Source organism: Zoogloea sp. (assembly GCF_017302315.1).
GTDB lineage: Bacteria > Pseudomonadota > Gammaproteobacteria > Burkholderiales > Rhodocyclaceae > Zoogloea.
Window position 1 is genome coordinate 1 of record NZ_JAFLDT010000157.1, and the last position, 3,392, is coordinate 3,392.

The 3,392-nt window shown below is 66.9% G+C and carries 1 protein-coding gene; it reads right to left on the reverse strand.

Going from position 1 to position 3,392, the window contains the following annotated elements; translation table 11 throughout:
- Positions 1-3,392: indolepyruvate ferredoxin oxidoreductase family protein (locus J0L98_RS21420; RefSeq protein WP_296414259.1), on the reverse strand; the 3,392-nt coding region annotated here is incomplete at both ends.

The window sequence follows — 3,392 nt, forward strand, 5'->3', positions numbered from 1 at the left end:
GCCCGCTTCATCAGCACCACCGGCGCGTTGAAGGCGGCGAGGCGCTCCGCCTGGAGCTGCCGGGCTTTCGCCAGGTTCTTCTCCTTCACATGCCCGTAGCCGCGGATCTCGTCAGGCCAGCAGGCCAGGGCCACCGCAGCAGCGTGGTTGGCGACGCTCAGCTTTGCGATGATGCCATCCAGCTCCCGGATGTAGTCGTCGATGAGCTTGCGCTCCGTGCTCCGTTCTTCGGTCTTGCCGAAGAAATCCAGGGCGCCGCCGCGCAGCTTCTTCCAGCCGGCCAGGCGCTGGAAGGCCTTGAACATCCACGGGCCATATTGCTTCTTCTGCAGCTCACCGGTCTGCGGGTCGGTGTCGGCCAGCAGCGGCGGCGCCAGGTTGTACTTGACGCTGTAGCCGTGGGGGAACTGGGCGTCCAGCTCGGCCAGGAAGGCCGGGTCGGTGTGCAGGCGGGCCACTTCGTACTCGTCCTTGTAGGCCATCAGCTTGTACAGGTAACGGGCGGCGGCTTCCGACAGGGCCGTGGCGCCGGGCAGCACGCCCTGCTCGGCGGCCACCACGCGCTTGAGCACGCCGGCGTAGCGCCGGGCATAGGCTTCGTCCTGGAAGGCGATCAGCTCGGGCACCCGCACTTCGGCCAGACGCTTCACTTCGCCTTGGGCGCCAATGGAATCCACGATGGCCCGGGCCGCTGCACTGAGCTGCGGTGCCTGCTTCAGGCTGATGACCCCGGCCCCCCTGCTGCGCGCCACCTCGGCCTCGACGAAGGCCAGGTCCACCACCGCCATGCGGCCCCAGCGGAAGGCGGCAAGGCTCTGCTCGACACCGACGCCGGAATTCCTGATGGCGGCTTCGATGGACTCCGCCTTGAGGGGGATGGTGCCGGCCTGGAAGGCCACCCCGACCATGAAGTTGTTGGTGGCCATGGCGTCGCCGAAGAGCCCCTCGGCCAGGGCCTGACCGTCCAGGAAGACGTTGTCGTCCTTGCGGCTGACCCGGTCGATGCCGGCGGTGAGGCCCTGGGTGGCCGGGAACATCACGTGCCGGTCGGCGATCATCTTGCCGGTGGGGGTGCGGGTGGTGGACACCACGGCGATGGTGCGGGACGGGTGGCACTTGTCCAGGTTCTTCGGGTCGGTGGCGTTGAGGATGTCAAAGCCCAGGTAGAGGTCGGCCCGGCCGTCGGAGATCTTGTTGCTGCCATGGAAGGGCGCGTGGGAGATCTTGATGTCGGAGATCACGTTGCCGCCTTTCTGGGCCAGGCCGGTCTGGTCGAGGCCGATGACGTGCTTGCCCTCCAGCCGTGCGGCGTTGGCCAGGGTGGCCACGACGGTGACCGAGCCGGTGCCGCCGATGCCCATCACGTGGATGCCCACGCCGATGGTGTCGTCGATCTTGTTGACCGGGGCCGGCAGCTCGCGCTCCAGCGCCGGGATGCGGCCCTTCCTGCGCTTCTTGCCATCCCCAGCCGGCGCGGCGTTGGGGGTGATGGTCAGGAAGGACGGGCAGAAGCCCTTCACGCAGGAGAAGTCCTTGTTGCAGGAGGACTGGTGGATGCGCGTCTTGCGGCCGAACTCGGTGTCTACGGGTTCGACGCTCATGCAGTTGGATTTCTCGCCACAGTCGCCGCAGCCCTCGCACACCCGTTCGTTGATGACGGTGACCTCCGCCGGCTCTTCGGCCTTGCCACGGCTCCTGGCACGGCGCAGCTCGGCAGCGCATTCCTGGTCGTGGATCAGCACGGTGGTGCCGGGGGTGGCGGCGAGTTCCTTCTGGGCTTCGTCAAGGCGGTCCCGGTGCCAGACCTCGGTGTGGCCGTCCAGGCGCACGCCCGAGTACTTGCTGGTGTCGTCGGTGGTGACGATGATGCGCCGCACGCCGTTGGCGAGCAGATCCGAGACCATGTTGGCCACCGGGTGGGCACCCTGGATGGCCTGGCCGCCGGTCATGGAGGTGTGGGCGTTGACCAGCAGCTTGAAGGTGATATTGACGTTCGTCGAGGCGGCGTAGCGGATGGCCAGGCTGCCCGAGTGGGCGTAGGTGCCGTCGCCCATGTTCTGGAAGATGTGGCCGGTGTCGGTGAAGGGGGCCATGCCGATCCACTGGGCGCCTTCGGCCCCCATGTGGGTACCCATCACCACGTTGCGGTCCATCCACATGGCCATGGTGTGGCAGCCGATACCGGCGGAGACGACGCTGCCGTCGGGGGCCACGGTGGAGCTGTTGTGGGGGCAGCCGGAGCAGTACCAGGCGGTGCGCACGGTGGTGGGCAGTTTGCTGCGCGCGGCAATCTCGTCCAGTCGGCGGATCCAGTTTTCGGCGGATTCGACGCGGGTCTTGCGCGACAGGCGCTTGGTCAGCGCGCGGCAGATGATGTCGGACTCGAACTCGCCATAGTGGGGCAGCAGCTCCTTCTCTTCCTCGTCGAACTTGCCGACGATGCGCGGCGCGTTGGCGCGGCCGTAGAGCACCTGCTTGGCGAACATCTCCAGGAAGGGGCGCTTCTCCTCGATGACGAAGATCTCTTCGAGCCCTTCGGCAAACTCGCGCACGATGCTGGGCTCCATGGGGAAGAGCATGCCCATCTTGAGGATGCGGATGCCGTAGCGGCGCAGGGCCTCGTCATCCAGCCCCATCTCGAGGAAGGCCTGCTTGAGGTCGTTGTAGGTCTTGCCGGCGGTCATGATGCCCAGCCAGGCGTCACGGTTCTCGAACACCACGTTGTTGAGCTTGTTGGCGCGGGCGTAGCGCTTGGCCACTTCCAGACGCCGGGTGTACAGGGACTGCTCCATCTCCAGGGCGTCGGCGCGCACGTTCATGCCCAGGTTCATGCGCGGGGTGAATAGCTGGCCGTCGAACTCCAGGTCGGGGGTGATGAAGTCGAGCCGCTCGGGGGACACCAGCGCGCTGCCCGAGCCGTCGGCCACATTAGTGACGATCTTCATGCCCATCCACACGCCGGCCATACGCGACATGCTGTAGCCGTGCAGGCCCAGGTCGAGGATCTCCTGCACGTTGCCCGGGTAGAGGGACGGAATGCCCAGGTGAAAGAGCATGGGCTCGGACTGGCTGCAGAGCGACGAGCTCTTGCAGCTGGGGTCGTCCCCGGCGATGGCCAGCACGCCGCCGTTCTTGCCGATGCCGGTGTAGTTGGCGTGCTTGAGGGCGTCGCCGGAGCGGTCCACCCCGGGGGCCTTGCCGTACCACAGGCCGGTCACCCCGTCGAACTTCTGCTTGCCCACGGTGTGCAGCATCTGGGTGCCCCACACCGCCGTGGCCGCCAGGTCTTCGTTGATGCCATCCACGAAATGGATGTGCTTCTCGAGCAGCAACTTCTGCTGCTTGATCAGCGCGGCGTCGAGCATGCCCACCGGCGAGCCCCGGTAGCCCGA